The sequence below is a fragment of the Pseudoalteromonas ulvae UL12 genome, assembly GCF_014925405.1.
GTDB classification, from domain to species: Bacteria; Pseudomonadota; Gammaproteobacteria; order Enterobacterales; family Alteromonadaceae; genus Pseudoalteromonas; species Pseudoalteromonas ulvae.
The window spans coordinates 12,822-39,276 of record NZ_AQHJ01000034.1 but is presented as its reverse complement, the minus strand read 5'-3'; the positions used below and the strand labels follow the sequence as shown (position 1 = coordinate 39,276).

Here is a 26,455-nt window from a genome sequence, read left to right as displayed (position 1 = left end):
TAGGAACCCCCAAACGATAAAGGTTCCTAAATATAAAGATAGATTACTCGTTAACATTGCATCTCTTTATTAAACTTTGATGACTCCACCGCCACGTTGTAGCTGAGCACCACCCATTTCCATGGCCTGCTGAGAAAAGGTCACTTTATCAGACTGTAGGGTGTTTGTACCAGTGCTTTGCGTTTGAGCTGGTTGAGTATTTTGGTTTTGAGTATAAGCTAGGGCTGAAACACCGCTATTTGCGTTAATTTGCATGTTAATTTCCTTGTAAATTAATTAAATAAATAGATTCAGCAGTCTGGTGGCTCATTTCACAATAGACACGAAACTGACAGGTTGAAGTATCTAATTTCAATTTTTTGACACATCACTTAAGTTGTAGCAAATTTGAGGCCAAGTTTAATTTAATTATCATTAACCCTATAAAAAATCATAAAAAAACACGCGCAAGGCGTGTTTTTCATATGTTTAGCAATAGTTTCCGCTTTAAGCTTTAAAAAGCTCACTTTACTTGGCAAAGGTAATGGCCGATTTGACCTGTTCTAGTGATGTCCCACCGAGTGCCACTCGAGCATTAATACAGGCATCAAGTTCTAATACCGGATAAACATCTTGTTCAATTACCGCACTGATCTGCTGAAATTGCGCCAGCTCTAATTGTTCTAAGCTTTTGCCTTCAGCGATCGCTATTTGCACAAGCTGACCCACAATATGATGCCCTTCTCGAAATGGAATTCCTTTTTTTACCAAGTAATCGGCCAATTCAGTCGCATTGGCATGACCGCCACGAGCAGCCTGCTCCGTTCGCTCTCCATTGACCTTCACTCCAGTAATACATGCTTGTGCCATATGAATACACGCAAGCCAAGTAGGCATCGCATCAAACAACCCTTCTTTATCTTCTTGCATATCTTTGTTGTAAGCCAAAGGTAATGCTTTTAAGGTCATCATCATTGCACTAAAAGCGCCAAATACTCGGCCTGTTTTACCACGAATTAATTCCAGTGCGTCAGGGTTTTTCTTTTGCGGCATTAAAGAAGAACCCGATGTGACATTATCTGCCAGCTCGATAAACCCAGCCTCGCCAGAATTGTAAAAAATCATATCTTCGGCAAGACGAGACAAATGCATCATGGAAATCGACGCGCAGCTGAGTAACTCGACGACAAAATCACGGTCTGATACCGCATCAAGGCTATTTCGACTGGCTGCGCTAAACCCTAAATTAACGGCAAGTTGTTGCCGATCAATCGGGTACGCGGTTCCAGCTAAGGCTCCCGAGCCTAATGGGCACACGTTTAACCGCACCAGCGCATCTTGCAAACGGCTTTCATCACGGCAGATCATTTCGTAATAAGCCATACACCAATGACTAAACAACACAGGTTGTGCACGTTGTAAATGCGTATAACCGGGCAAAATAGTACCAAGCTCACGCTCAGCAAGGATAACAAAACTCTTTTTGAGCTCCGCTAACGCCTGCAATAACTGCTCTGCAGTTTGACGGCTCCACAACCTAAAATCAGTAGCAACTTGATCATTTCGACTGCGCCCGGTGTGCAATTTTTTGCCTAAGTCACCCACTTTTTTGATCAATGCCTCTTCCACAAATGAGTGAATATCTTCCGCATCTGATTGTTGCAATAGCTCTGGTTTTGCAATGACTTCGTTTAACAACGCTTCCAATGCTGCAACCAAGTTTTGATGCTCTGTTTGAGTCAAAATATTGACTTGCAATAATGCACCAGCCCAAGCGATTGAGCCTACAATATCTTGCTCTGCTAATTGATAATCAAATGGTAATGAATCATTAAATTGCTTAAATGCTTGATCTGGCCCAGTTGAAAAACGCCCGCCCCATAATGCCATGTTTTATTCCTCATAAACCCAGTGAAAAAAGGGCCGCTAGGCCCTTTTAAAAAAAACTCGCCGTTAATTATTTCGCTTTATTTAAGGCAGAAATTCGACTCGCTAATGAATACAAACGAATAAATCCTTCGGCATGTGATTGGTCATAAACATCATCAGCACCAAACGTCGCAAAGTCCTCACTATATAAACTATTTGGTGATTGCTTTTGCACAGCCGTCACTTGGCCTTTATACATTTTTAACACCACTTCGCCTGTCGCGACAGCGCTTAGCGCTTCAGCACCCGCTAAAATAGAATCCTTAAGCGGGGTAAACCAACGGCCATCATAAACCAAGTGAGAAAACTCACCGCCCAGCGTCGCTTTCCATTTACGGCTGGCTTTATCATGAACTAATTCATCAATTGCTTGTAAAGCAGCCATCATCACCGTTCCGCCCGGCGTTTCATAACAGCCTCGAGACTTCATGCCTACTAAGCGATTTTCTACAATATCAATTCGACCGATACCATGAACCGACGCTAATGTATTTAGTTTCACTAAACAGTCATAAGGCGATAAGGTTTCACCATTTACCGCAACGACTTCACCTTGTTTTACAGATAAGGTCACTAACTCAGCGCGATCTGGTGCTTGCTCTGGTGAGTTTGTCCACGTCCACACTTGCTCACTTGGCTGGCACCAAGGATTTTCAAGCTCGCCACCTTCATGAGAAATATGCCAAGCATTAGCATCTCGGCTATAAATTTTGGTCGCTGAAGCCGAACATGGAATATCACGTTCCGCTAAATAATCAAGCAACGACTCTCGGCTGGTTAAATCCCATTCGCGCCAAGGTGCAATGACTTTAAGATCCGGGGCAAGTGCTGCAAAACAGCCTTCAAAGCGCACTTGATCGTTGCCTTTACCTGTACAACCATGTGAAAGTGCATCTGCACCAACTTTTCGGGCTATTTCTACTTGTGCTTTAGCTATTATCGGGCGTGCCATAGAAGTCCCCAGTAAATAGGTGCCTTCGTAGATAGCCCCTGTTTTAAGGGTTGGATAAATATACTCGGCAACCATCGCCTCTTTGAGATCTACGATATGACATTCTGACGCACCAGAAGCCAGCGCTTTGGCTTCAACACCTTCAAGCTCTTCGGCGCCCTGACCCACATCGGCAACAAAGGCAACTACTTCACAGCCATAATTCTCTTTTAACCAAGGCACAATGGCTGAGGTATCCAATCCACCTGAATAGGCTAAAACGACTTTTTTAATTGAACTCATGTTGATCTCTTAAACAAAATTTGGATTTAATAAAGTAACAAGCAAGGCATTTTGCGCATGCATGCGATTTTCTGCTTGTTGAATAATTTTTGATGCTGGGCCATCCATAACTTGCGAAGTGATTTCTATTTCACGATGCGCTGGTTGGCAATGAAGTACACTGCTTGCTCCAGTTAAATCAACAAGTTCTTGATTGACCTGATATGGCATGTACTTATCTTTAACCACTTTGAGTGGCGTATTATCGCCCATCGAAACCCATGTATCTGTGTACACTGCATTGGCACCTACAGCCGCTTCAATGCGATCGCTCACTTGAATAGACGCACCGTTTGCAGAAGCAATCAATTCAGCTTGTTTGACTATTTGTGCATCAGGTGAATGCCCTTTTGGACACACTGCAACAAAATCAGTTCCGAGTGTGGCCGCTAATAACATCAATGAATGCGTTACGTTATTGCCTTCACCGAAATAAGCTAACTTTAGCTCACTCACATCACCATGCACTTCTTGGAGTGTCAAAAAGTCAGCTAACGCTTGGCAAGGGTGATATAAATCACACAAGCTATTGACGACCGGTACATTGGCATATTCAGCTAAATCTTTTAATGTCACATGCTCATTCACGCGCGCAACAATACAATCTGCCCAAGTGGAAATATTTAGTGCGAAATCTTTGACAGATTCACGACTACCCATTCCACCATTTTGCTGATCAAGATACACAGCATGGCCGCCCAATTTATTAATGCCAATATCAAACGACAAACGTGTTCGTAAACTCGGCTTTTCAAACAATGTCACCACTGACTTGCCAGCGAGTGCTTGATTAAAATCTTGTGGATGCGCTTTAATTTTTTGCGCAAGGCTCAGTAAAGTTAATAATTGCTGTTTGTTCAGCTCTAATCCGTGTAAATAATGCTGTAACATATTCATTCCTATGGGACGATTTTGGTTCCTACGTGCTCTTGATTAAGCAGAGCGTTTAAGTTTTCAGGCTTTTGCCAACTCGAAATATAAACACCTCGTCGTAAATGTTGGGCAGCGAGTAAGCTAGTCTCTACTTTGACTTGCATCCCACCCTGAATCACTCCTGAATTAATTAGTTCACTAATTTGCAGCGCATCTAATTGATGTAATGGCTGTTTATTTGCATCCAGTACTGCTTCTACGTCCGTCATAAAAATAAGCTCTGCATCTAAACTTTTTGCAATCGCTGCAGCAGCTTCATCGGCATTGACGTTGTACCAAGTTCCGTCGCTATCAAAGCCAATTGAACTAATAATCGGTAACATGTTTTTTTCTAACAACGTGGGCACCAAATTAATGCAGCCTTCACTACAGGTTCCCACTAACCCAAGCGCTTTTAGCTTTTGAGTGCTCGTTATGCCCGCTTCAAATAAGCTAATCCCAATAGGTATCATTTTTGAAGCGATAGCTTGTGCCATCAATTGCTTATTTGCGCAACCAGCCAACGCACCAACAATATAAGGCATTTGCTCACGGGGGCTAATGCGCAACCCTTCGTGCTTACTGCTTACAAAACCGGCATCTTGTAACCAGGTATCAACCAACGAACCGCCGCCATGCACAATAATAAATTGTGCATCTTTCTGCTCACTCATTACCTTAAATAACGCTGCGGCTGCATCTTCACAGTTTAAGACTGCACCACCGAGTTTAATCACCCACTTAGTCATGTTGACCTCCAACTAAAGTGAAGTGTGCGGGAAGCCCCATAGCAATATTCATACACTGTAACGCCTGCCCAGCCGCACCTTTTAGGAGGTTATCTATTGCACTCATCACTATCAGCATATTGCCTTGCTGCTGCCAACCAATATCTACAAACGCTTGATTGACCACACCATTAATCGATGGGATCTTGTCACCTAATAATCTAATCAAAGGTTCTTGAGCCAAACACTGGTAAGCATCCGTCACTTGCTCAGAGCTCACCCCTTCCTTTAGATGAACATAAATAGTCTCTAAAATTCCGCGAGGAAAATTACCTAGATGCGGTGTAAACAGCACGTCATGATTTAAATAGCGAGCAATTTCTGGGCTATGCCTGTGATTAAACAAACCATAGGCTTTTAGACTGACTTCACAAAACCCAGTGGCAATGTTTGCTTTACGCCCAGCGCCACTGACACCTGATACTGCGTTAATAATAATCGGAAAATCACTCACTAACCCAGCATTCACTAGAGGCTTTAAAGCATTAAGTGCCGCGGTTGGATAACACCCAGCAACAGCAACTAACTGTGCTTTTGCAATGGCATGCGCATTCCATTCTGCTAAACCATAAGCCGCCTGTGCTAATAACTCTGGTTGTGAATGACTAAAACCATAATAACGTTGATAATCTTCATCACTGCTTAAACGAAATCCGCCTGATAGATCAAAGACTCGTTTTCCCATTTCAAGAAACTGTGGAGCTAAATCAACACTGACTTTATGCTCTGTGCATAAACAAACATAATCTGCGTGCTGTGCAATAAACTGCAAAGCACTTGAATTTAATGGCTGAAGTGGTAAGTCAATCAAGCCGGTATATTGAGGATATAAATCACTGAGCGCTTTGCCTTGATCTAAGCTTTGCTCAGACACAAATAGACCCGCTAAGATTAATTTAGGATGACTTGCGACTAACCTCGCCAACTCAGCCCCACTATAACCACTTGCACCAACAATAATGACGTTCATGACACCTCAAAAAAACAGCTCTCACTGCACTAATTTTACTTTGCTAATAATAGAAAACTGCTATCGTCACAGTGCATAAAATTTATGACAAAAAAACGATGCTGCTTACTAAAATGAATTGATATGCAGCATAAATAGATTTAAATTAATATGCAACAATCTTGCATAATTATTTTGGGGTTTTTATGGCTCAGCCAACGTTTCTTGATATGTACCAACAACTCATTGCATCACCCTCGATCAGCGCCACTGTCGAGCATCTCAATTTAAGCAATCGTGGTGTCATTGACTTAATTGCGACTTGGGCTGAATCGCTAGGATTCCAGTGCGAGATATCAGAACTCAGTGATGCTCCTGGAAAATTCAATCTGATCGCTAAGTTAGGTGATGGTGATGGCGGTTTAATGCTCGCAGGCCACACAGATACTGTGCCTTTTGATGACAGCCGCTGGCAAGTCGACCCATTTCAGTTAACGTTAAGGGAAGATAAACTTTACGGTTTAGGCAGCATCGATATGAAAGGTTTTTTTGCTTTTATTTTTGATGCACTTCAATCAATTGATTTAACGAAACAAAAAAAGCCTTTAATCATTCTTGCAACCGCAGATGAAGAAACCACTATGGCTGGGGCACAGCAAATAGCCAAGCACGACAACTTAAAACCTGAGCGGTGCATTATTGGCGAACCGACTGATATGGTTCCCGTTTTTATGCACAAGGGCCATATGTCTGCAGCCATTAGAGTGATAGGTAAAGCGGGTCATAGCTCCGATCCTGATGCAGGGCTCAACGCGATTGAAATCATGCATCTAGTCACCGCAAACTTGCTCAAGCTTAAAGAGCAATTAAAGAATAACTATTCAATTAGTCACTTTGCAGTTCCATATCCAACGCTCAACTTAGGTCACATTCATGGTGGTGACAATGCCAATAGAATTTGTGGCTGCTGCGAGCTGCATATTGATATCCGCCCACTCCCTGGCATTAGCATCCCAGAACTACAGGCTTTGCTTCTTAATGCCGTACAAAGTATTAATGAGCGCTATCCAAATTCTGTTGAGGTGATTGATTTACATGATCCTATCCCAGCATTCACTGGCACAACCGACAGTAGTTTAGTGAAACTCGCTGAAGCTATTTCGGGGCAGCCTGCACAGGCCGTTAATTACTGTACTGAAGCGCCTTTTATTCAGCAGTTAGGATGTCAAACTATTGTGATGGGACCAGGATCTATTCGACAAGCTCACCAGCCTGATGAGTTTTTAGCTGTCGAAAAAATAAAGCCTACTCAGGCAATGATTAAAGAGTTAATTTTACAAAGCTGTTTTTAATTAAACGGAAAGATTAAGAATTGCTGCAGGCAACATTCAATACACTCAAGTGGATTTTGCCTGCTTAGCTCAAGTTTTTATTCAGCATCACTACTAAGCGCAATCAGCGTCCCTTCGATTGAGCGAACATACGCAACTGTTTGCCCCCATGGTTTTTCTACAGGAGGCGCAAGTGGCTCAGCTCCCGCTTGAATGGCTTTGTCGTATGCTGCAATAACATTGTCACTTTGGAACACAATTTCAAATCCTAATGCGGGTTGTTTTGGCTGCGCCCGAATATAACTTTGTTTGAAATGAGATTGCGCTAAGGGATGAGCAGCAAAGCCTAATTTCACTGCGCCAGTATCTAGCTCACCATATTGACCGGATTCATCAAGCACCAGTGCAACAATGCCAAATGCTTGATAATAAAAGTCGAGGGTTTCTTCGACATCATCAACGTAAATGATTGTTTTTAAATACTCCATTTGCACCTCAGCTCATCACACCATAATGTTAATAAAGCATAAATAACAGACAATTTCTAGCCATGATTAGCTAAGTTGTTATTCAAATGCACAGGTGAGATAAGCAGACGAAATAGACGAATAACGCGACAAAGAAATAAACTACCTCGACACATTTATTCTCGATATAAATAATCAACTCTGGGGGTAATATTACACAGCAGTTCATACGGGATCGTTCCTGCATGCTGCGCAACGATTTCGACCGGCAATTCAGGTCCCCATAAAATCGCTTCGTCCCCTATTTTAGCCTCGGTAACGGGGCCTAAATCGACAGTAATCATATCCATAGAGACTCGACCAACCAAAGGTACTTGCTGGCCATTCACTATTATTGGTGTGCCTGTTGGCGCATGACGAGGGTACCCATCACCGTAGCCGATGGCGATGACGCCAATAGTGGTGTCTCGTGGACTTTGCCAAGTCGAACCATAGCCTATCGCATCGCCTTTTTTAATTTGACGTATTGAGATAACTCGGGTTTTTAAACGCATAACAGGTTGTAATTGATGATCCGCGCCAACACAGTTCAGCATCGGAGATACGCCATACACCATCAAACCAGGACGCACCCACTCACCGTGGCTATCAGGCCAGCCCACAATAGCGGCAGAGTTCGCTAAGCAATGCTGCTGAGCTTTCCCCTGTACTAATTGTTTGAAAAGTTCGAGTTGCTGTTGAGTTTTACTGTTATTCAAATCATCCGCACACGCAAAGTGAGTCATTAAACGAATCGCGGGATGCACATTCTGACACGCCAATAAATCCTGATACACATCATCAAATTCTTCGGGGGTCACACCTAAACGATGCATCCCCGTATCGACTTTGAGCCAAGTAATAAGCTGGCCATCGAGCTCACTAGCCAAAAGAGCTTCTAGTTGTGAGCGATCATGAATAATCGTTTGAAAGTTATTGGCCAATAATATAGGTAAGTCTTGAGGCTCAAAAAAACCTTCGAGTAACACGATAGGCTTAACCAAGCCACCTGCTCGCAGTGCAAGTGCTTCATCAATACGAGCGACCGCAAATGCATCAGCTTGATCTAAACGCTGTGCGATACGCACTAAGCCATGACCATACGCATTAGCCTTTAAAACGGCCATGATCTGACTATTGGGAGCAAATTGCTTTACTTTATTAAAGTTGTGCGCCAAGGCGCTAAAGCTGATTTCGGCTGTCGCCAAACGCATTATTTAGTACTCATCGTCGATGGCTGGGCCAGTATAATTATCAAAGCGCGAAAATTGACCTTGGAACGTTAAGCGTATTTTTCCGATCGGGCCATTACGCTGTTTACCAATGATAATCTCAGCCACCCCTTTATCCATGCTGTCTTCGTTATAGACTTCATCACGATAAATAAACATGATTAAATCCGCATCCTGCTCGATAGATCCTGACTCACGTAAATCGGAGTTGATTGGACGTTTATCGGCACGTTGCTCAAGGGTACGATTGAGCTGAGACAGCGCAATCACCGGACACTCTAATTCTTTAGCAAGGGCTTTTAAGGAGCGAGATATTTCAGCAATCTCTAAAGTACGATTATCGGATAAACTCGGCACACGCATCAACTGCAAGTAATCGACCATGATCATACTAATGCCACCATTGTCTCGGGCAATCCGGCGTGCACGTGAGCGTAACTCTGTCGGGGTCAGGCCTGACGAATCATCGACGAACATTTTACCTTTTTCAATCAATAACCCCATAGTCGACGATAATCGAGCCCAATCATCATCATCAAGTTGCCCTGTTCTGACTTTGGTTTGATTAATGCGTCCTAATGATGCAAGCATACGCATCATGATTTGTTCTGAGGGCATCTCAAGTGAAAAAATCACCACAGGTTTATCTTGTGTCATGGCAGCATGTTCTGCCAAGTTCATTGCAAACGTGGTTTTACCCATCGATGGTCGCGCTGCAACAATAATTAAATCAGACGGTTGCATCCCAGCGGTCATTTTATCTAAATCAGAATAACCAGAGCTCACCCCGGTAATACCATCTTGTGGTGATTGATATAACTCTTCAATCTTATCAATGGTTTTTTCTAAAATGGTATGAATATTTTGCGGACCTTCCGAGCTCTTGGTACGTTTTTCGGCAATTTTAAACACTTTGCTTTCAGCTAAATCGAGCAACTCGTGACTAGCCCGACCTTCTGGGTTGAAGCCCGCTTCGGCGATTTCATTGGCCACTGAGATCATTTCTCGTACCACAGCTCGTTCACGCACTATCTCGGCATAAGCGTTGATATTGGCCGCACTCGGGGTGTTTTTCGCTATTTCACCTAGATACGAAAACCCACCAATACTGTCGAGCTGATTGTTTTTTTCGAGGGTTTCAGAAATAGTAATTAAATCGATGGGCTGACCTTGCTCGGCCAACTTTTCCATCGCTTCAAAAATAAAACGGTGTGTACGAGTGTAAAAATCTTGCGCAACAACACGTTCCGCAACCCGATCCCATGCTTCATTATCGAGCATAAGCCCGCCTAAAACAGACTGCTCCGCTTCAATTGAATGGGGAGCCATTTTAATGGTATCAACTTGTTTATCTGGTTTAGCCATGAGGTTTCTAATTACACGAACAATGGCTCTATTCTATCGGCTCTGTTCAGGTGTGGAAACACTAATTAGAAAAAGATTTCACCTTATCGGCAAGGCAACAAGGTGAGGAAGAGAGTGAAAAAACGCGTTACTTAGTTCTTTTTCAGACGGATATGACCATTAATAGTGTCAATTTCAATATCAGCTTGTGCCGAACCCATATCAAATTTTAAGCTGCTCGATGGGCCGTATTTTGCTTTTTTCACTTTGTCGGTGGTTAAGCTATTGCTAATTTTCCCTCCGGCATGTGCTTGTACTTCAACTTTCGCTGATAACGACTCAGGTAAACTTAATGTCACACTGCCACTCACTGTTTCGATCTCTATTTGCGCATCAGGTAACAGAGCCCCGACCTCTACATTCGCTTGTCCATTCACTGTGTTAATTTGCACTCGTTGAGTATTGGCTAAGGTAAAGTTGATTTCTCCGTTAACGCTCTCTGCACGCAACGATGATGCCTCGGTATCAGTGGTTAAATCACCATTGACGGCTTCAAAACGCAGTGCGCCCCTTGAATCTCGATCATCAATATTACCGTTTACTGCACTGTAACGAATATCCCCATTGAGCTTTGAGCCTTTAATCCGTCCATTAACAGTATTAAGACGAATATCGCCGCTTAGATCACTGGCTTCAATCGCACCATTAACGGTTTCAATATCACTGCCGCCTTGCACGCCCGATATCACCACTTCGGTATTAATCCCTCCGAAATGAACTTGGCTGTTTGTTGGCACAAAAAATGTGAGTTGTGATCCGTTACGATTTTGGCTGTTTGAGCGCCTTGGCATTTTCACTTCAAACACAACCTCGCCATCGTGCACGACAAGCTCATAACTGAGCGCTTCATCATCTAATTCGCCTTGAACTGAAAACTCATTTTTTTCCCACGTTTTAATTTCAGATAAACCCGTCGGACTTTCTATTTTAATTTGCGCATCACCTTGGATTACGCGGGTTTGATTAATCGGCTCACCAGCCAATAAATTCAATGGCAATAACGCCAATACAGACAAACTTCTTAGTAACTTATACATCTCATTCAACCTTAAATATGCTGTAAACTCGGTTTGTGAACACGGTTAATTAAATCTAATTGCTGCTGATAGACTTGCGATAACATACGTAGCAACGTCGGGTTTTTCGAATCATTTTCCAGTGCGAGCTTAATTGCCGCTTCTGCACTTTCTAATTCGGCTAATTGGACCTGCCAATCTTCAGTCAATGCAGGTTGAGTTTGGTACTGCACTAACAAAGCCGACTTTTCTGCTTCATATAGATTTGTCATGGCGACAATAGGATCAACCTGAGCGCTGCTTTTAAGAGAGATATTGACCAATAAAGCGAATGCACAAACACTAGCTGCAACAGCTAAATATTTCACTTTTGAATGTTTGATAGTGCTCACAGAAACAGTTTGTTGCTGGCCTTGCCCATCTATCGCTCGCTCTATCCCTCGCCACAAATCCGCTTTTGGCGCAATCTCATGATTAAGCTCACCCAATGATTGAGTTAAATACGCATCAAAATCTTTATTTTTCGACTGATTACTGTTGCTCATTCTGATACCACTCCTGTAATAACTGCCTTGCGCGGTGATACTGTGACTTACTAGAACCCACCGCCATGTTAAGCATGCTACCAATTTCTTCATGGCGGTAGCCTTCTACCGCGTGCAATACAAACACTAAGCGAGCACGCTCGGGTAAACGTACAATGAGTTTATCCAACCCTTCTATACCATGACATTGCTCAACTGCTTGTTCAGGCATGCCATCGGTTTCAAAGCTGACCACTTTTTGTAACCAACTGGTTTGTTTGCGCATATAACTAATTGCCACGTTGGCTGTGACACTATGTAACCATGTCGAAAACTTTGCTTTGCCATCAAAGCTACTAATTTTTTGCCATAACTGCACAAACACTTCTTGTGCCGCCTCTTGTGCAAAGGCTTCATTAGCCGTTAAGCGCAGGCATAAGCCATAGACTTTATTTACATGCAACTGATATAAACCCGCAAAAGCTGTTTGGCAACCTTGCTGAGTTTGCATGATCAGTCGCTCTTCATCGTCAGAGCTGTCATGTAAGTCATTGGCAAAACGCTGTTTTGCATCAATCAACATCCGTATCCCAGTTTAATTTTATTTTGTAATACTCTATTAGACGCAAAGGGTCATTGAAAAGGTTTAAATCAAAAGACATAAATTTAATTTGGTTATTTGGGTTTAAGTTTCACACTATTGACGGCACATTGTTATACGCCTTCCCTGCAGATAAAAATGCGTTTAGTCGCCAGAGTTTGCAGTAAATGACTTCTCTATACTTTTTTGAAAATACAAACGGCGCTTAATGCGCCGTTTGTATTATTAATTGTGATTGCTTTTATTTTGATAACGGCTCTTCTTGCGCCTCTGATTCAGCATGATAACGCCAGCCTTTGAAAACAAGCTGGGGAGTGGTCGCTTTGCTGTTATCATTGCCTACTTTTGCGTTTTTCAGTGCTGAATCATAATGGAACGCACCTGCTCCAGTAATGGCCACTTTTTTGCCCACTAATGCCCCTTTAAAATCAGAGCTAGAAGCGATTTCAACATCGGTTAAAGGCGCATAAACAACGGCATATATTTCTTCTGTGCCACCCGTTATTTTTATACCAGTTCCACTATAAGAACTATAAATGCTGAATATTGGAACACCTTCATCAGTCAGTCCTTTTGCTGGAGTGTATATTTGCGCTCCCGCTCCAATATCGAGCGCTCCTTTCATAATGAGCGTTAAGCTGCTTGTATCAGGAATAGTTAGGCTTGAACTGCCTGACATCTTAAAGTTTCCTTTAACATACATGACGACATCACTATTTTCTGCAATTTTTAGCGTCCCTTTTATTTCTAGATTATCGAACATTAAAATATCCGCGCTGTTACCTAAAAAGCTACTTTTTGTCGCCACTAAAGTCTTTACAGGACTACTGTCACTGCCATTACTATTTGTAAATAAGCTCGTTGTTTCGCCAAAAGAATAAGTAGAATTACTGTGAACAAACAAATCCTTCACATCTATTGCTTTAATATCAACAGTTTCGATTTCAGTTTTGATATTTAAAGGATCGCAGGTTCTATCTTGTGGGTTACTAGGGTCGAGTAATCCATCATCTTCAGGTAATTTTTCAATGATTTCAGCTTCTGGGATCGATACAAAATTCACTTTAAATGGCGCTGTATTAAAGCGTGCAGTGTTACTGTTTGAGTGAAAAGCCCCCATATACCGCAAGCTATCATTAGCAAACGTTTTATCTCCATGCCAACTGCTCATATCGACATTTCCTTTCACCTTGGTAGCGCCTAAGTTACCTGCTAAAAATGTCAGATTACCATGCGTTGAAACTGTGCCAGTAACATTAGATGCCTGTATATACAAATCACTTCCAGCAAGAACATTTCCACCAACTGGGCTGACACCAGTTAGGCTAATTGTATCTCGAGTGAGAATATCACCTCCAACTGACATGTTGAGCAATTTAATGTATCCATTTGATTTAATTGAACCGCCGATTTGATTGTTTTTCTTATAGATATATTCATAGGCGATTAAATCACCACCTATTTTGATATCACTGGAATTATAAAAATACCCATTTGTATGAACTGTGCCTGATACGCTAGCGCCACCATTAAACTCAATTTGACCCGGAGTGATTAAATCGCCTTCAATCTGCGCCGATCCTCTTACAATGACTTTACTCCCCCCAGTTAAAGTGCGGACAGTAACAACGTCACCTTTATTAATCAGTGTTTGGCCATTTTGAATGTAACTGGCGCCATACTCACCCAAGCTGGAATCATAGCTATCGGCCTTACCACTACCTGTTAAAGTGACGCCTTCACAGCCAATTAAACCATCATGATAAGGTGACTTTAAAGATTGCCCCGTTCCTGGCACTAACTCATATAATGCTCTGACTTTCTTTTCACCTTCATGGCGTTTACCGCCGCTGGCCACACTGAGTAACCCATCACTGGTTTTTGATAACTCTATATTAGCCAGCATGCCTTCAAGCGAGTTGTTTGCAACGTAAGTTTTTAAGCCGCCTTCACCAATATTATTGATTAAATCTTCTAACGTAGATGTAGGGAGCTCAGCCAGCTGCCCTTGAAGGTAAGTATGTGTAGAAAAGAGCCCCGATTCTGCAGCTAAACGTGCATTGGTTTGCTTTTCAAAGTTACCACTTAGGCGTTCTTGCATAGTGGTATCTTTTAGCGAACTAATCACCACGACACTTGCCATCATACTCAAAAGCAACACCACTACGATGGTGAAACCTTGCTGTTTTTTCATCTGTTTCATCATCTCAGCCTTAATTAAGAATATCTGCAGTCAAAGAAGTATCGATTGCCACACCGTTTCCTAAATAATCAGGTAAACCAATTGGCTTTACTGTGGTAGTCACAAGTTGGCCATTGAGCGCAAAACTTAAACTTTCTACTCCTGTAATCAACGTCTGAGCGGCACCCGCATTAATAGCGCAAACTAAATTTGGCGAGGTAAAGGTATATACTTCGGTATAACCTGCAGCAGCTAGTTGACCTAAGCAATTAATAGTATTGGCATCTTGAGTGATTGTCAGTGTATCCGCCACGGTTGTCGTGGTTGTTACAGCAGGCACAACTAAGGTTTGTTTGAGCGCCCGAGTCATGACATCTGCAGTAGATCGGATCACTTCTTGCGAATTTTCTAATGCTTCTGTACTACTGATAGTGGTTTTAATGGACACAAATGCCATTGAAACACCGCTTAATAAAAACATGCTCGCGGCAAGTGCCACCATCAATTCAATCAGTGTATAACCATTTTGGGAAAGATTACTCGGGCGCATTATAAACGACACCCCGCATTTAAATTCGGATACTCAGGACTTAGGGTCACGGAGTTGGCTAGTTGATCGGTCATTCTGTCATCGTTCCAACTCACATTAACTGATAGATTATTATTAAATGCTGCCGGTGCTGCTGGCGTAATGGTCAGATCATAACGCGCCAGCGCAGGATCAAGTTGCGCTTCAAACGCAGCATCATAAGCCACAACGCCATGTTGCAACCCACATAAATTCGCCCATACCCGCTCAACTGCGTTATTTGCTTGTATAATTGAAACTGTATAATCGAGGCTATTCGATGCAAATTGCAATGACTTTGCCTGACCGGAGGCCAGTCCTAGTAATGCAATACTCGCCACCAACATAGCGATTACAACTTCTAGCAAACTAAAGCCTTGTTGTGTTTTGTTTATTTTTAAGGGCATGCGGCATCCTTACTGAGCATACTTTGACCACTGACATAAGTGCAGAGTAAATAATCTTGTGTGGTTGAATCACCATCTCTGACTGTAAATTGTTTCGCAAGGGTACTGCCGTATTGGCTGATGGTTAAATCTTCTAATCCAGTCACTGACACACTACTATGGGTAGAGTTGAATTCAGCGAGCACTTCAATCGGCGCGATAGTCGTTTTCACTTGCCATTTACCTGATTCAACTTTGAGTAAAATAGGTTTTTCACGCTTAACAGCCTCAGCACGTGCGTATTTGTAAACGCTGTGTAGCTGGTTGGCATTGGTCACTAAACGGTCTTGCTTTATCTGTTGATAGAAATTAGGCAAGGCAACCAATGCTAAAATAGCGATAATACTGACCACCACCATTAACTCAAGTAACGTAAACCCCTGATTACGCTGAATCATTTCCAACACCCTGATGTATTAGGTGTTTTGACTCCTTGATGGTTAATCGTCAGAGTCCCACAGCTATCCGAACTTTGGTCGCCAGTCGGGGCTGCAGTAAGTGTAAAGGCACTATTTGACCCTTTACTGTAACTAAATCGATAAAACTCTAACGCCGTGACATTAAATGCAGCTGGATACTGCCCTTGGCGAGAATATTGACGCTCTAATAACGCCGCATTTTGCAGTAACATTTGCTGAGCATCCGCTCGGCGGGCTTTTTTTACATGATCGGAATAAGCAGGCAGTGCAATCGCACTTAAAATGCCAATAATACTGACCACTATCATCATTTCTATGAGTGTAAAACCCAGTTTTAAACGCGATGCTTTCAATGTAATACCTTGAGTAATGTAAACAAATGAAAATGACAGCGATGTCATTTGTTACATAGATATTACCGAAAAAAGTATGGGACAGTAAAGCTGGTGAGTATATTTAACTGAGTAATACTAGAATATTTTTTAAGCAATCATACTTTTTTTGAATATGCTTATTTTTCCTAGTCTTAGGACCCTATTGGGGTAAATAAATCGTAAGCAGATGTTGAGGTATTACAGCATATATGTATGAAATTTGTACTCAAGTTGTGAAACTGTAAAGTTTACAAAACAAAAAACCGCGCAAAGCGCGGTTTTTATAGTTAATTAATACAAGTATTAATTAAGCTTCAGCAATAACAACAACAGTGATAGTCGTTGTAACTTCTGCGTGTAATTGAATTGCAACTTCAAATTCACCTAATTCACGGATAGTACCGTTAGGTAGACGAACTTCTGATTTAGCAACTTCAATACCAACTGCTGAGATAGCATCAGCGATATCGCGAGTACCGATAGAACCGAATAATTTACCTTCGTCACCAGCTTTAGATACTAAAGTAACTTCAGCTAATGCAGTTAGTTTGTCAGCGCGCGCTTGAGCTGCAGTTAAACCTTCAGCGATTTTCGCTTCAAGTTCTGCACGGCGTGCGTCGAATGATTCAATGTTAGCAGCTGTTGCAGGAACGGCTTTACCTTTAGGGAAAAGGAAGTTACGCGCGTAACCTGATTTTACTGCAACTTGATCACCTAGAGTACCTAGGTTAGCGATCTTGTCTAGTAGAATAACTTGCATGTCTCTACACCTTTTAAAAACTGTTAGTCCGCTGCTTACTTATGTAAGTCAGTGTATGGAAGAAGGGCTAAGTAGCGAGCGCGTTTGATTGCTGCTGCTAATTGACGCTGATATTTAGCGCTAGTACCTGTGATACGGCTAGGTACGATTTTGCCACTTTCTGTAACGTAGTTTCTAAGAGTAGCTAGATCTTTATAATCAATTTGTTGTACGCCTTCCGCTTTGAAGCGGCAGAACTTACGACGTCTGAAGTAACGTGCCATGAGATAAATCTCCTAAAATAATTCTTTCTATTTGATGGGCATGTAATACCAATTGACTTAAACCATTTCGGCCTTCGTGACGATTTAAAAAACCATACACAGTCAATTGTGACCCAATCTGTAAGCCTTGAGTAGCCTCTTGTATTGCTTCGCCACTGGCAACAACTTGCATCCGAACATAACTATTACGGTTTAATCCGGCTTCAATTTGTTGTGAACGGTGTTCCAACACAAATATACAGTGAGGAATGCCCGCAGGGCTTTGACTAAACTTAGGTGTTTTACACACCGTGCCAGATAAAACAAGCTGGTTATTAGTCATACAAGTACTCAAAACGATTAAGCTTCAGTAGCTTCTCTTTTCTCTTCTCTTACAAGAGGAGATGCTTCAGTTACAGCCGTTTTAGTACGCATAACTAAGTTACGTAGTACTGCATCGTTATAACGGAAAGAAGTTTCAAGCTCGTTGATTACTTCAGATGTAGCTTCAACGTTCATTAGAACATAGTGGGCTTTATGAAGTTTATCGATTGGGTATGCCAATTGACGACGACCCCAGTCTTCTAAACGGTGGATAGTGCCACCAGCTTCAGTGATAGAACCAGTATAACGCTCGATCATGCCTGGTACTTGCTCACTTTGATCTGGATGAACCATGAATACGATTTCGTAATGACGCATGGGTATTCCTTACGGTTAGTTAGCCTTTTACCGTTTCAGCCGGTCGGTTTAAGGCAAGGAACTGATATTTGTTTGGCTGAAAAGAGCGCGTATTTTACGTCTTCATTAATGATTAAGCAATAAACAAATCAAAAAATAACGAGGTTAAGTCAAAATCAAAAAAGGCGACCTTAAGTCGCCTTTTAACACAATGATTTAACTATCATTTTCTTTGGCGTAAAATCTCAAATAAACAAATACCAGTTGCCACAGAGACATTCAAACTAGAGACAGTACCTACCATTGGGATTTTGACTAACTCATCACAATGTTCACGCGTTAAACGGCGCATTCCTGTGCCTTCTGCCCCCATCACCAACGCAACAGGGCCGGTCAGTTTAGCATCAAAGACATGGGTATCTGTTTCACCTGCTGTGCCCACGACCCAGACTCCTGCTTCTTTGATTTCACGTAATGTCCGCGCTAAATTAGTCACCTGCACTAAAGGAACCGTTTCTGCTGCACCACACGCAACTTTTCGAGCCACACCATTTAATTTGGCAGAGTTATCTTTAGGAACGATAACTGCATGCACACCGGCGGCATCTGCACTGCGTAAACAGGCGCCTAAATTATGTGGATCGGTCACGCCGTCAAGCACTAAGAAAAACGGCATATCATGACGCGCGATGATTTCATCGAGATCTTTTTCGCTGTAGCTTTTACCCGCTTTCACTTTGGCAATTAAACCTTGATGTTGCTCGCCTTGTGCTTTTTCATCTAAGGTTTTACGGTGCATATATTGTACGGAAACACCAAACTGCTGTGCTAACTCAAGCACTGGCGCTAAACGTTTATCTTCACGCCCTTTTAAGACATAAATTTCAATAAAACGCTCTGGTTCTTTGGCCAAAATAGCTTCCACAGAATGGAAACCAAAAATTAATTCATTACTCACTGATTATTTTGCTCCTAAATCACGGCCTGTACCGTTGCGTTTACGGGCATTTTTGCCTGGTCGTTTACGCTTAACCACTTTCTTTTTTGCCTTCTTCTTTTTCGCACTATCTTGCAGTGATTTTACTTCTGCTTTTACAGCTGACTTCGTTGAAGACTTAGACTTTTTACCTGACACTCCAGCTTTTGCTGAGGACTTTTCTCCCTTAGCTTTACCAGCATGACCGGGCTTGTCTTGATGTTTATCTTTTCCTGGAATTTTGCCTGATTGAAGTTGCTGACGAACGCTAATTTTATCTTCGATGGCTTTATTATTTCGGCGTCTTGAATAACGGTCATTAGCATGTTCAGATTGCAACCCCAAATGGATACGGCGCTCATCTAAACTGACTGATATCACAGTGACTGAGATTTTATCGCCTAAACGATAGACTTGTTTGGTGTTTTCACCCACTAAACAATGACGCGCCCCATCAAAATGGAAATAGTCATTACCGAGCGCAGTCACATGCACCAACCCGTCAATAAACAAATCATCCAAACGCACAAATAAACCAAAGTTTGTCACCGAAGAAATTACACCAGTAAAATGCTGCCCAACGCGATCTTGCATAAACTCACACTTGAGCCAATCTGCAACTTCTCTAGTCGCATCATCTGCACGGCGCTCGGTGGTCGAACACTGCTCACCTAACTGATCAACTTCATCTGGTGTGTAGACATATTCGCCTGATGTTTTTTGGCCTTGCGCTTGGATCACCCCTTTAATTGCTCGGTGAACAACTAAATCAGGGTAACGTCTAATGGGTGATGTAAAGTGCGCATAAGCGGGTAATGAGAGCCCAAAATGACCTATGTTATCAGCTTGATAAATTGCTTGTTTCATCGAACGCAGTAACATTGTTTGAATTAATTCAATTTCTGGTCGTTGGCCTAAACGGCTTAAACTATCGGTAATATCTTTAGGTGTCGGCTCTGCTGGAATAGTATTTTCAATCCCGAGTTCGCTTAAAAACGCCCTAAAGTGAGTGAGCTTTTCATTATCGGGTTCGTCATGGACACGATATAAGGCACTTGCTTCGTGTTTTTCGAGTAGCCGTGCTGCCGATACATTGGCGAGGATCATGCACTCTTCAATCAGTTTATGTGCATCATTGCGCTGTAAGGTTGTAATCGTCTCTATTTTTCGGTGAGCATCAAAAATAAATTTAGCTTCGAGAGTTTCAAATTCAATAGCACCGCGCTCTAGACGCGCGCCTTTGAGAGCCATGTACATTTGATACAAATCTTGTAAATGTGGCACCAGAGCTTGATGTTCGGGCTCTGCGGTTTCGCCCGCTAAAATTGCGGCGACTTGAGTGTAAGTGAAACGAGCATGAGAATTCATCACCGCTTCGTAAAAACGATAGCCAGATAAACGTCCGGCATCAGATACCGTCATCTCTGCAACCATACACAAGCGGTCAACTTTTGGATTGAGCGAACACAACCCATTTGAGAGTACTTTTGGCAACATCGGAATAACTTGTTCAGGAAAGTACACTGAGTTACCACGATTTATTGCTTCTTGATCAAGCGCTGTATTTTTACCGACATAATGTGCAACGTCTGCAATGGCCACCCATAAACGCCAACCACCACTTTTCTTTCGCTCGCAATAAACCGCATCATCAAAATCTCGCGCATCTTCACCATCAATAGTGACAAGCGGCAACTGACGTAGGTCAACTCGTCCTTCTTTGTCTTTCTCTAATACATTGGTAGTTAAATGAGCGACTTGCTCAGTGACAGCATCGGGCCAAACATGGGGGATATCGTGATTACGCAGTGCAACCTCAATTTCCATACCAGGAGCCAGATGCTCACCTAAAACATCCAATACTTTACCAACGGCATTCATACGCTGGCTTGGACGTTGCGTAATTTCTATTTGCACCATCTGATTATGGCGAGCGCCATTTTCGTTGCCGGGTAAAACGATGATATCTTGATTAATACGTGGATCTTCAGGCACCACAACTGCCATACCATGCTCAACAAAGTAACGCCCAATAATTGGCGCGCGTTCACCTTCTAGTACTCGGACAATGCGCGCATCACACTTGCCACCTTTTCCTCGTGAGGCTGGTTTTGCTAGCACACGATCGCCATGGAGCACACCCGCCATTTGATGCTTTGGAATAAACCAATCTTTTCCGCCTTCATCGAGCACTAAAAAGCCAAACCCATCTCGATGGCCAATAACTTTACCTTTTACAAGACCAACTTTGTCAGGAATGCAATAACACTTCAGTTTATTAAATAACACCTGACCATCACGTTCCATGGCTCGTAAGCGACGTTTTAACGCAATAATGCGCTCTTCGTCGAGTACCAATAACTCAGCACATAGATCATCAAAAGAGGCTGGTTTCTGTCGGGTTTGTAGGTGAGTGAGAATAAATTCTCGGCTGGGAACTGGGTTATCGTACTTGTCTTGCTCGCGGCTTAAAAAGGGGTCTTGATTAGACATTAAGTGGCTTTATAAATTATTTATGCTGTTATTTTAAACCAAAAGCCACTAATGAAACAGGTTAAATTATTTTTACAGTGATTCAATCATATTAAATGGGCTTTCTCGCCCGTTCAATAACACTTGCTGGCATTTTTTGTGCTAATAATGCCAGTGCAGTTTGAGCTTGTTGATGCACTTTTTTATCTGCAATGATCGAATGAAACAACCAACGGTAAGCATCTTCGTAATCAGCCGGGCTGCCAATTCCTTGATTAAATAAATCAACGAGTCTGAGCTGGGCATTTAAATTGCCAAGTGCTGCTGCTTCTCTTAAAAACACAATGGCTTGCGTTAAATCTCTTTGCACAAATCGCCCAAGGTGATAATAACGTCCCATTTGCTCAAGGGCTTCTGCCAAACCTTGTTCAGCAGCCAAGCGCATGTAATAAATACCGCGCTCAGCATCTTTATCGATACAGACGCCAAAAGCTAACATATCACCAAATAAAAATTGATATGCCGGAATGCCCATTTTTATTGCGCGCGCTTCAATATCCTGAACCAATTGGCAATCATCTAGTTTTACACGGCTCAGATGCGCATTTTTTTTGATCAGTGCCAGCAATTCATCTTGAGTATAAAGCTGAACGGCTTCAAGGGGCGCAGCTGCTTTTGCGAACAACGGCCATAAACAGCAAAATAATAAAGCAAATTTTTTCATAGTCAGTTTTACGTCTTATTGATTCCACATTCGATGCACACGAAATATTATTCAAGAAATGAGCCAGCCTGCAGTTTATTTATGTATGAACATCAAAATCCAACCGATAGAAGTTCTAACACGCTTATTTACAATATGACAGGCAATAAAAAAGCTGCCAAAAGGCAGCTTTTTTTACAACATAAAACCTATTAGCTATTATGCACTAAATGGATTACGTAAAATCATTGTTTCAACACGATCTGGACCTGTTGAAATGATATCAACTGGAACACCAGTGATTTCTTCAATACGCTTGATGTAATCAATCGCCGCTTTTGGCAATTGTTCAACCGTTGTTGCACCAAAAGTGTTTTCAGTCCAGCCAGGCATCTCTTCATATACTGGTGTTACTTTCTCATAACCTTCAGCAGCAAGAGGAGTTACATCTGTAACTGTGCCATCTTCTAACTGATAACCTGTACAGATCTTAATTGTTTCTAAGCCATCTAACACATCTAACTTAGTTAAACAAAACCCTGACACACTGTTGATTTGTACTGCACGACGCATTGCAACAGCATCGAACCAACCTGTACGACGTAAACGCCCAGTTGTTGCACCAAATTCATGGCCTTTTTCACCTAAGTGCTTACCGACTGGATCTTGCTTATCAAGGCCATCATAAAGCTCTGTAGGAAATGGGCCAGAACCAACACGAGTCGCATAAGCTTTAGCAATACCTAACACATAATCTAAGTGCAACGGTCCAAAACCAGCACCTGTAGCAACACCGCCAGCAGTTGTATTTGAAGACGTTACATATGGATATGTACCGTGATCGATGTCAAGTAATGTACCTTGCGCACCTTCAAATAAAATACTTTCGCCTGCTTTACGCGTTTGATCAAGCAACTCAGTAACATCAACAACCATAGCTTTTAAGATGTCAGCAACGGCCATCGCATCGTCATACGTTTTTTGGAAATCAACAGGCTCAACTTTGTAATAATGCTCAAGCGTAAAGTTATGGTATTCCAAAACTTCTTTAAGCTTGTCAGAAAATTGTTGAGGGTTGAATAAATCACCAACACGTAAGCCACGACGAGCAACTTTATCTTCGTACGCAGGACCAATACCACGACCTGTTGTGCCGATTGGCTTATCACCACGCGCTTTCTCACGAGCAACATCAAGCGCTACATGGAAAGGAAGAATTAATGGGCAAGCTTCACTGATTAGCAAGCGTTCACGAACTGGAACACCACGCTCTTCTAACATGCCGATTTCTTTCATTAACGCATCAGGTGCTAATACAACACCATTACCGATAACACATTTCACGTTATCGCGTAAAACACCTGATGGAATTAGATGTAATACTGTTTTTTCACCGTTAATTACCAGTGTGTGACCTGCATTGTGACCACCTTGATAACGAACAACCAAAGATGCTTTGTCTGTCAGTAAGTCTACAACCTTACCTTTACCTTCATCACCCCATTGGGTGCCTAATACAACGACGTTTTTACCCATTGTAAATTCACTTAGAAAAAATTAGGGGCAGATTTTACCAGAAATCATAGGTAAAGATCACCCTGTTTTGGCGCTTTTTTCATCTTTAAGCTAAAAACTATTGATTCAAGGGCAATTTAAAAAAATCATCTCTTTTTATCAGACTGATTTGTTCATTTTTTCACAAAGAGGAATATCAATTCTTTATTTGCAAAACAAAAAACAATCAACCGCTCGAGGATTTATCTACACAAAAAATCCGACCTCATCGTAAAACATTCTGCTCTTACAATAATTCAGGATTGATTAACCTACCCCTTGATCAACAAAGCCACAAATACATTGATTTAATAACATAACAATTGAAAAGCTCTTCAGTCGAAGAGTTTTAGAGAAAACAAGGCAAGCTTCACGTCAATTCAACATATCTATCGTTTCGTTGTAAAAGCCAATGTAAATAGATTTATTATCTTGAGTTCAGGTTGATGAGCATTATCTGCTCAAAAAAAAGCCCCGCTAATGCGAGGCTCTAATTTGTTATCTGCGACTACTGAGTTTTAGTGCTCTTCATTGCATCGAAGAATTCACTTTCAGTGCCAAGCACCATCACATCATTCTTACTATTGAATGTTGCTTTGTATGCATCGAGGCTTCGTAAGAAGCTATAAAATTCAGCATCTTTAGAGTATGCAGAAGCATAAATATTCGCGGCTTCAGCATCACCTTCACCACGAACAATACGCGCATTACGCTCAGCTTCAGCAAGTAAAACGGTCACTCTGCGATCTACGCCTGCACGGATAGTCTCAGCTTTCTCTTTACCTTCAGAGCGATGCTCTTTTGCCACAGCAGTACGTTCAGCACGCATACGTTGGTAAATCGAGTTACTGACTTCTGTCGGTAAGTTGATTTGCTTCACTCGCACATCGAGCACTTCAATACCCAACTCACTGGCACTTTCAGACGCTTGAACCAATGCATCTTTCATTAATGCACTGCGCTCTCCAGAGACAATTTCTTTAATAGTACGCGAACCAAAATTAGTTCTTAAACCATTATTTACTTTTTGCTTTAGGAGTGTTTCTGCGTACTGCAAGTCACCACGTGTTCTTAAGTAAAAAGAGCTAAAATCATTAATGCGCCACTTAACAAATGAATCAACGATTAAGTCTTTTTTCTCGCTGGTCACGAAACGATCAGGTGCACCATCTAACGTTTGAATACGCGCATCTAATTTTCTCACTTCAGTAATAAAAGGAACTTTGAAGTGCAGACCAGGACCATAAACCACGGCCGTATCATCACTGTCTTTCTTCACTTTACTGAACTGAAGTACAATCGCTTGTTGGCCTTCAAACACCACGAAAACAGCAGAAAAAGACAGAATAACGCACGTAAATAATGCAACTAAGCTAAAATTTTTCATCTATTCTTATCTCCCATTTGAATAGCGATCAGATTTAAAACGATCGATAGTGCTATTCACTTGGCTGTTACCTAACGTGTTATTCATTTGTGTTCTCAAATTTTGAATATCCGTTGAACTAGGCAACTGCGCTGGCGTATTTGTTGAGCTTTGAGTTTGCTGCATGATTTTATCTAGTGGCAAATACATCATGTTATTGCCTCCTTCAACATCAATAAGCACTTTTGAGCTGTTGCCTAAAACAGATTCCATCGCTTCGATATATAAACGTTTACGAGTGACTTCTTTAGCAGCTTGATACTGAGGCAATAATTTCTCAAAACGAGCTATTTCACCTTGTGCTTCGAGTGTCACACGCTCTTTATAACCTTCAGCTTCTTGAGTCATACGAGTCACCTGACCGCGCGCACGTGGTTCGATTTCTCTTGCATAAGCCTCAGCTTCACGGATAAAGCGCTGTTCATCTTCTTGCGCCGCAATTGCATCATCAAATGCATCTTTCACTTCAAGAGGTGGACGAGCATCTTTAAAGTTAACGTCAGTAAGTACGAGACCTAAATTATAAGGCTCGATAATCTTATTAAGCTCATCCCACGTTTGTTGACGAATCACTTCACGACCGCGCGTTAGAATTTGATCCATGCGGGCATGACCAACAACATAACGTAGCGCACTATCAAGTGCTTGCTGAAGACTATGATCGGCATCGGTTACACTGAACAAGTAATTGCGCGGTTCGGTCACTCGGTACTGCACCACAAACTCGACACTCACCACATTTTCATCTTCAGTTAACATGAAACCAGAGGCAGATAAAGAGCGCACAGCTTCAACATCAACAGGAATAATGCGGTCGATAAAAGTCATTTTCCAACGTAAACCAGGCAGTGCTACATCATGGAATTGACCAAAACGAAGGACAACACCACGCTCTGCTTCCTTGACGGTATAAATACCACTTAAAGCCCACACTACAATCGCAATAATCAGTACAAACCCAATTGCGGCACCACTTAAGTTACCATTTGAGTTGCTTGATTTCTTGCCACCACCAAATAAACCGTTGAACTTATCACCATATTTACGAAATACTTCATCTAAATCTGGTGGTCCTTGATCTTTGCCCCCTTTGTTCTTCCAAGGGTCTTTCTCGTTGCCATTGTTACCCGGCTCGTTCCAGGCCATAGCCATACTCCATTGTTATTAAAATGAATTCAGTTAAACTTATCAAACTAACGCCCATTATC

General features: G+C 42.0%; 27 protein-coding genes and 1 pseudogene. 1 reads left to right on the top strand and 27 read right to left on the bottom strand.

Annotated elements, in window-relative coordinates; all coding sequences use genetic code 11:
* Nucleotides 1–69: 69 nt before the first annotated feature.
* The 6 genes and pseudogenes from PULV_RS16855 to argC all read right to left on the bottom strand — a co-directional run bounded on the left by PULV_RS16855 (nt 70) and on the right by argC (nt 5,851).
* Nucleotides 70–255 (bottom strand): hypothetical protein, encoded by a 186-nt coding sequence (locus tag PULV_RS16855; RefSeq protein WP_086744286.1) that lies wholly within the window; start codon nt 253–255, stop codon nt 70–72.
* A gap of 255 nt (nt 256–510) precedes the next feature.
* A pseudogene (gene argH / locus PULV_RS16850) lies at nt 511–1,869 on the bottom strand (argininosuccinate lyase); the annotation flags it as partial.
* Nucleotides 1,870–1,936: 67 nt separating this feature from the next.
* Entirely contained in the window at nt 1,937–3,142 is a 1,206-nt protein-coding gene (locus PULV_RS16845) for an argininosuccinate synthase (protein WP_086744284.1), read from the bottom strand.
* A gap of 9 nt (nt 3,143–3,151) precedes the next feature.
* Complete coding sequence (locus PULV_RS16840) at nt 3,152–4,072, bottom strand: ornithine carbamoyltransferase (RefSeq protein ID WP_086744283.1); 921 nt, start codon at nt 4,070–4,072, stop codon at nt 3,152–3,154.
* Nucleotides 4,073–4,080: 8 nt separating this feature from the next.
* A complete protein-coding gene (argB, locus tag PULV_RS16835) occupies nt 4,081–4,842 on the bottom strand; it encodes an acetylglutamate kinase (protein ID WP_086744282.1) in 762 nt (253 codons plus the stop codon).
* The gene (gene argC / locus PULV_RS16830) at nt 4,835–5,851 is read right to left on the bottom strand and encodes an N-acetyl-gamma-glutamyl-phosphate reductase (protein WP_193332306.1); all 1,017 of its coding nucleotides are present in this window, start codon (nt 5,849–5,851) and stop codon (nt 4,835–4,837) included. Before argC ends, argB begins: the two co-directional genes overlap by 8 nt.
* 185 nt (nt 5,852–6,036) lie before the next feature.
* On the opposite strand from argC, the gene argE reads away from it, so the two are divergent.
* Nucleotides 6,037–7,182, top strand: coding sequence for an acetylornithine deacetylase (gene argE, locus PULV_RS16825; RefSeq protein WP_086744280.1), 1,146 nt, complete (start codon nt 6,037–6,039; stop codon nt 7,180–7,182).
* 77 nt (nt 7,183–7,259) lie between these two features.
* Here the strand turns inward: argE and PULV_RS16820 are convergent, their stop codons facing one another.
* The 21 genes from PULV_RS16820 to hflK form a co-directional block, all read right to left on the bottom strand.
* Complete coding sequence (locus PULV_RS16820) at nt 7,260–7,649, bottom strand: VOC family protein (RefSeq protein WP_086744279.1); 390 nt, start codon at nt 7,647–7,649, stop codon at nt 7,260–7,262.
* Between the two features lie 155 nt (nt 7,650–7,804).
* Nucleotides 7,805–8,881: an alanine racemase gene (gene alr / locus PULV_RS16815; protein WP_193332305.1), complete on the bottom strand. Its 1,077-nt coding sequence runs from the start codon at nt 8,879–8,881 to the stop codon at nt 7,805–7,807.
* A 3-nt stretch (nt 8,882–8,884) separates the two neighbouring features.
* Nucleotides 8,885–10,264, bottom strand: coding sequence for a replicative DNA helicase (gene dnaB, locus PULV_RS16810; RefSeq protein WP_086744277.1), 1,380 nt, complete (start codon nt 10,262–10,264; stop codon nt 8,885–8,887).
* Nucleotides 10,265–10,395: 131 nt separating this feature from the next.
* The gene (locus PULV_RS16805) at nt 10,396–11,340 is read right to left on the bottom strand and encodes a DUF4097 family beta strand repeat-containing protein (RefSeq protein WP_193332304.1); all 945 of its coding nucleotides are present in this window, start codon (nt 11,338–11,340) and stop codon (nt 10,396–10,398) included.
* A gap of 11 nt (nt 11,341–11,351) precedes the next feature.
* Nucleotides 11,352–11,864 (bottom strand): hypothetical protein, encoded by a 513-nt coding sequence (locus tag PULV_RS16800; RefSeq protein ID WP_193332303.1) that lies wholly within the window; start codon nt 11,862–11,864, stop codon nt 11,352–11,354.
* On the bottom strand, nt 11,851–12,426 hold the full coding sequence (locus PULV_RS16795; protein WP_193332302.1) for an RNA polymerase sigma factor: 576 nt from the start codon (nt 12,424–12,426) through the stop codon (nt 11,851–11,853). Before PULV_RS16795 ends, PULV_RS16800 begins: the two co-directional genes overlap by 14 nt.
* 259 nt (nt 12,427–12,685) lie before the next feature.
* Complete coding sequence (locus tag PULV_RS16790) at nt 12,686–14,647, bottom strand: pilus assembly PilX family protein (RefSeq protein ID WP_086744273.1); 1,962 nt, start codon at nt 14,645–14,647, stop codon at nt 12,686–12,688.
* Nucleotides 14,648–14,657: 10 nt separating this feature from the next.
* Entirely contained in the window at nt 14,658–15,176 is a 519-nt protein-coding gene (locus PULV_RS16785) for a PilW family protein (protein WP_086744272.1), read from the bottom strand.
* Nucleotides 15,176–15,601 (bottom strand): type IV pilus modification PilV family protein, encoded by a 426-nt coding sequence (locus PULV_RS16780; protein WP_086744271.1) that lies wholly within the window; start codon nt 15,599–15,601, stop codon nt 15,176–15,178. Before PULV_RS16780 ends, PULV_RS16785 begins: the two co-directional genes overlap by 1 nt.
* Entirely contained in the window at nt 15,592–16,038 is a 447-nt protein-coding gene (locus tag PULV_RS16775; RefSeq protein ID WP_176365188.1) for a pilus assembly FimT family protein, read from the bottom strand. Before PULV_RS16775 ends, PULV_RS16780 begins: the two co-directional genes overlap by 10 nt.
* Complete coding sequence (locus PULV_RS16770) at nt 16,035–16,460, bottom strand: type IV pilin protein (RefSeq protein ID WP_086744270.1); 426 nt, start codon at nt 16,458–16,460, stop codon at nt 16,035–16,037. The genes PULV_RS16775 and PULV_RS16770 overlap by 4 nt, the downstream gene beginning before the upstream one ends.
* Nucleotides 16,461–16,740: 280 nt before the next feature.
* Nucleotides 16,741–17,193, bottom strand: a complete 453-nt coding sequence (gene rplI / locus PULV_RS16765; protein ID WP_086744269.1) for a 50S ribosomal protein L9 — start codon at nt 17,191–17,193, stop codon at nt 16,741–16,743.
* Nucleotides 17,194–17,228: 35 nt separating this feature from the next.
* Nucleotides 17,229–17,456, bottom strand: coding sequence for a 30S ribosomal protein S18 (gene rpsR, locus PULV_RS16760; RefSeq protein ID WP_086744268.1), 228 nt, complete (start codon nt 17,454–17,456; stop codon nt 17,229–17,231).
* Nucleotides 17,431–17,778 carry a primosomal replication protein N gene (priB, locus tag PULV_RS16755; protein WP_193332301.1) on the bottom strand — a complete coding sequence of 116 codons (348 nt, stop codon included), beginning with the start codon at nt 17,776–17,778 and terminating at the stop codon, nt 17,431–17,433. The genes rpsR and priB overlap by 26 nt, the downstream gene beginning before the upstream one ends.
* A 17-nt stretch (nt 17,779–17,795) precedes the next feature.
* The gene (rpsF, locus tag PULV_RS16750) at nt 17,796–18,137 is read right to left on the bottom strand and encodes a 30S ribosomal protein S6 (protein WP_086744266.1); all 342 of its coding nucleotides are present in this window, start codon (nt 18,135–18,137) and stop codon (nt 17,796–17,798) included.
* A 202-nt stretch (nt 18,138–18,339) separates the two neighbouring features.
* A complete protein-coding gene (gene rlmB / locus PULV_RS16745; RefSeq protein WP_086744265.1) occupies nt 18,340–19,074 on the bottom strand; it encodes a 23S rRNA (guanosine(2251)-2'-O)-methyltransferase RlmB in 735 nt (244 codons plus the stop codon).
* Between the two features lie 3 nt (nt 19,075–19,077).
* A complete protein-coding gene (gene rnr / locus PULV_RS16740; RefSeq protein WP_193332300.1) occupies nt 19,078–21,585 on the bottom strand; it encodes a ribonuclease R in 2,508 nt (835 codons plus the stop codon).
* A gap of 91 nt (nt 21,586–21,676) precedes the next feature.
* A complete protein-coding gene (locus PULV_RS16735) occupies nt 21,677–22,288 on the bottom strand; it encodes a tetratricopeptide repeat protein (RefSeq protein WP_193332299.1) in 612 nt (203 codons plus the stop codon).
* Between the two features lie 198 nt (nt 22,289–22,486).
* Nucleotides 22,487–23,803, bottom strand: coding sequence for an adenylosuccinate synthase (locus PULV_RS16730; RefSeq protein WP_086744262.1), 1,317 nt, complete (start codon nt 23,801–23,803; stop codon nt 22,487–22,489).
* Between the two features lie 526 nt (nt 23,804–24,329).
* Nucleotides 24,330–25,208, bottom strand: coding sequence for a protease modulator HflC (gene hflC, locus PULV_RS16725; protein ID WP_086744261.1), 879 nt, complete (start codon nt 25,206–25,208; stop codon nt 24,330–24,332).
* 6 nt (nt 25,209–25,214) lie between these two features.
* Nucleotides 25,215–26,393: an FtsH protease activity modulator HflK gene (gene hflK, locus PULV_RS16720; RefSeq protein ID WP_086744260.1), complete on the bottom strand. Its 1,179-nt coding sequence runs from the start codon at nt 26,391–26,393 to the stop codon at nt 25,215–25,217.
* Nucleotides 26,394–26,455: the final 62 nt, after the last annotated feature.

Excerpts from the sequence above, each read along its gene's own strand:
- PULV_RS16855 (WP_086744286.1), bottom strand. The coding sequence starts at position 255 with ATGCAAATTAACGCAAATAGCGGTGTTTCAGCCCTAGCTTATACTCAA.
- PULV_RS16845 (WP_086744284.1), bottom strand. The coding sequence starts at position 3,142 with ATGAGTTCAATTAAAAAAGTCGTTTTAGCCTATTCAGGTGGATTGGAT.
- PULV_RS16840 (WP_086744283.1), bottom strand. The coding sequence starts at position 4,072 with ATGTTACAGCATTATTTACACGGATTAGAGCTGAACAAACAGCAATTA.
- argB (WP_086744282.1), bottom strand. The coding sequence starts at position 4,842 with ATGACTAAGTGGGTGATTAAACTCGGTGGTGCAGTCTTAAACTGTGAA.
- argC (WP_193332306.1), bottom strand. The coding sequence starts at position 5,851 with ATGAACGTCATTATTGTTGGTGCAAGTGGTTATAGTGGGGCTGAGTTG.
- argE (WP_086744280.1), top strand. The coding sequence starts at position 6,037 with ATGGCTCAGCCAACGTTTCTTGATATGTACCAACAACTCATTGCATCA.
- PULV_RS16820 (WP_086744279.1), bottom strand. The coding sequence starts at position 7,649 with ATGGAGTATTTAAAAACAATCATTTACGTTGATGATGTCGAAGAAACC.
- alr (WP_193332305.1), bottom strand. The coding sequence starts at position 8,881 with ATGCGTTTGGCGACAGCCGAAATCAGCTTTAGCGCCTTGGCGCACAAC.
- dnaB (WP_086744277.1), bottom strand. The coding sequence starts at position 10,264 with ATGGCTAAACCAGATAAACAAGTTGATACCATTAAAATGGCTCCCCAT.
- PULV_RS16805 (WP_193332304.1), bottom strand. The coding sequence starts at position 11,340 with ATGTATAAGTTACTAAGAAGTTTGTCTGTATTGGCGTTATTGCCATTG.
- PULV_RS16800 (WP_193332303.1), bottom strand. The coding sequence starts at position 11,864 with ATGAGCAACAGTAATCAGTCGAAAAATAAAGATTTTGATGCGTATTTA.
- PULV_RS16795 (WP_193332302.1), bottom strand. The coding sequence starts at position 12,426 with ATGTTGATTGATGCAAAACAGCGTTTTGCCAATGACTTACATGACAGC.
- PULV_RS16790 (WP_086744273.1), bottom strand. The coding sequence starts at position 14,647 with ATGAAACAGATGAAAAAACAGCAAGGTTTCACCATCGTAGTGGTGTTG.
- PULV_RS16785 (WP_086744272.1), bottom strand. The coding sequence starts at position 15,176 with ATGCGCCCGAGTAATCTTTCCCAAAATGGTTATACACTGATTGAATTG.
- PULV_RS16780 (WP_086744271.1), bottom strand. The coding sequence starts at position 15,601 with ATGCCCTTAAAAATAAACAAAACACAACAAGGCTTTAGTTTGCTAGAA.
- PULV_RS16775 (WP_176365188.1), bottom strand. The coding sequence starts at position 16,038 with ATGATTCAGCGTAATCAGGGGTTTACGTTACTTGAGTTAATGGTGGTG.
- PULV_RS16770 (WP_086744270.1), bottom strand. The coding sequence starts at position 16,460 with ATGACATCGCTGTCATTTTCATTTGTTTACATTACTCAAGGTATTACA.
- rplI (WP_086744269.1), bottom strand. The coding sequence starts at position 17,193 with ATGCAAGTTATTCTACTAGACAAGATCGCTAACCTAGGTACTCTAGGT.
- rpsR (WP_086744268.1), bottom strand. The coding sequence starts at position 17,456 with ATGGCACGTTACTTCAGACGTCGTAAGTTCTGCCGCTTCAAAGCGGAA.
- priB (WP_193332301.1), bottom strand. The coding sequence starts at position 17,778 with ATGACTAATAACCAGCTTGTTTTATCTGGCACGGTGTGTAAAACACCT.
- rpsF (WP_086744266.1), bottom strand. The coding sequence starts at position 18,137 with ATGCGTCATTACGAAATCGTATTCATGGTTCATCCAGATCAAAGTGAG.
- rnr (WP_193332300.1), bottom strand. The coding sequence starts at position 21,585 with ATGTCTAATCAAGACCCCTTTTTAAGCCGCGAGCAAGACAAGTACGAT.
- PULV_RS16735 (WP_193332299.1), bottom strand. The coding sequence starts at position 22,288 with ATGAAAAAATTTGCTTTATTATTTTGCTGTTTATGGCCGTTGTTCGCA.
- PULV_RS16730 (WP_086744262.1), bottom strand. The coding sequence starts at position 23,803 with ATGGGTAAAAACGTCGTTGTATTAGGCACCCAATGGGGTGATGAAGGT.
- hflC (WP_086744261.1), bottom strand. The coding sequence starts at position 25,208 with ATGAAAAATTTTAGCTTAGTTGCATTATTTACGTGCGTTATTCTGTCT.
- hflK (WP_086744260.1), bottom strand. The coding sequence starts at position 26,393 with ATGGCCTGGAACGAGCCGGGTAACAATGGCAACGAGAAAGACCCTTGG.